This window comes from Streptomyces sp. DvalAA-14 (assembly GCF_900091855.1).
Taxonomy (GTDB): domain Bacteria; phylum Actinomycetota; class Actinomycetes; order Streptomycetales; family Streptomycetaceae; genus Actinacidiphila.
Map to the genome: position 1 here is coordinate 1 of NZ_FMCH01000541.1, position 1,576 is coordinate 1,576.

Genomic DNA, 1,576 nt, shown 5'->3' on the forward strand with positions numbered 1-1,576 from the left:
ATGGACCGGTACGGGCCGGCAGGCCTGGGGGCCGGGCCGGGCCGGGTCGGGCCGGGTCGGGTCGGGTCGGGTCGGGTCGGTCTAGGCCGGGCCGGGTCGGGTCGGGTCGGTCTAGGCCGGGTCCGGGCTGCGCCCGGACGTGTCGTCGCGCTCACGATGCTTGTGCAGCCACTGCTCGGTCGTGCTGACGTGCAGCAGCGCCGCTGCCTGGGCCCGCGCTGAATCGCCGGCGGCCAGCGCGTCGAAGATGGCCCGGTGTTCGGCGATGGTCCGGTCGCTGGCGTCATCGTCGACCAGCCCTCGCCAGACCCGGGCCCGGACGGTCGGGCTGGAGATGCCTTCCAGCAAGGTGGCCAGCGTGGAGTTTCCGGTCGCCGCGATCACTGCCTGGTGGAAGGCGGCGTCGTGCCGGTTGAGCAGTTCGACGTCGTCGCGCGCCTGCGTCATCGCGGCCAGATGGTGCTCCACCTGCCGCAGTTCCGCCGCGGAGATCCGGGTCGCGGCCAGTCCCGTCGCGATCGGCTCGAACAGCCGCCGCACCTCGGTGAGTTCCAGCAGGGTGTCCCCGCTGAGGAGTTCGACGGCCGACCCCAGACCTTCGAGCAGCAGAGCGGGTTCCAGGCTGGTCACATAAGTGCCGTCACCGCGTTTGATCTCCAGTACGCGTGCGACAACCAGCGCCTTGACGGCCTCGCGCATCAGATTGCGGGACAGGCCCAGGTCGGCGGCGAGGTGCTGCTCGGGGGGCAGCTTGGCGCCTGGGGGGAGTTCGCCGGACTGGATCAGTTCCCGGATACGGGCGATGGCCTTGTCGGTCAATGACATGGGTGGAACACCACGCTCCCTGTACTCGCGCTGCCGCAGCCTAACAGGCATCCCATCGCTGATGTCCCAATCCATCCCATGTCCTGTTGGCCCTGGTGGAGGACTCCCGGGCCGGGGACACGGGCCGGTGTCGTGCCCGACCCGCTCGCCGCCGCCGGGACGGCCGGCATACCTTTTCCGGCCTCGGGGCCGGCGGGCGGCCGGCGGCGGGGACCGCCCCGCCGAGGAGGCCAGGCGGGTCCGGGGGTTTCGCGGGCCACCGGCTGGACGGGGCAATGGGGGTTCTCAACCGCCTCTGTTGGGCTTCCGGGGTGTTCCGCCGGACCGGTAAGGACCGGCCGGACTCCATGACCCGGCGCCGACCATCCCCGTTTCAGCGCCGAACCGCACCGGCGGCCCATTGCGTGACGCATCTACCCGGGCGGGCCGGCGTGGAAAGAGGACGCGCCGCGACGGGCGAAGAACCAACCGGACCGGAACGGCGCCGAGTCACGGTCTGCACCGGCGAGCGGCCCGGCCGCCGCGGTCCCGGCCGTTTGCGCCGTCCGTACCGGTGGCGCCGCGCCCCCGCCGGGGAAGGCGCCCCGGCCCGAAGGCGCCGCGCGCCTCCGGGCCGGCTCCGGCAGCCGCGTGTGGAGGGGGTCGGGGCCCGGGTGCGAGGTGGCCGGTGTCCACCGGGGACTTCAGACAAGCCGCGCACGGGTCTGGACATCGACCGGTGCCCGGCCTATAGATTCATCCCATGTCACCT

General features: G+C 72.8%; 1 protein-coding gene. It reads right to left on the reverse strand.

Going from position 1 to position 1,576, the window contains the following annotated elements; translation table 11 throughout:
- Positions 1–111: 111 nt before the first annotated feature.
- Positions 112–825, reverse strand: coding sequence for a FadR/GntR family transcriptional regulator (locus GA0115240_RS29190; RefSeq protein ID WP_093741270.1), 714 nt, complete (start codon positions 823–825; stop codon positions 112–114).
- Positions 826–1,576 lie beyond the last annotated feature (751 nt).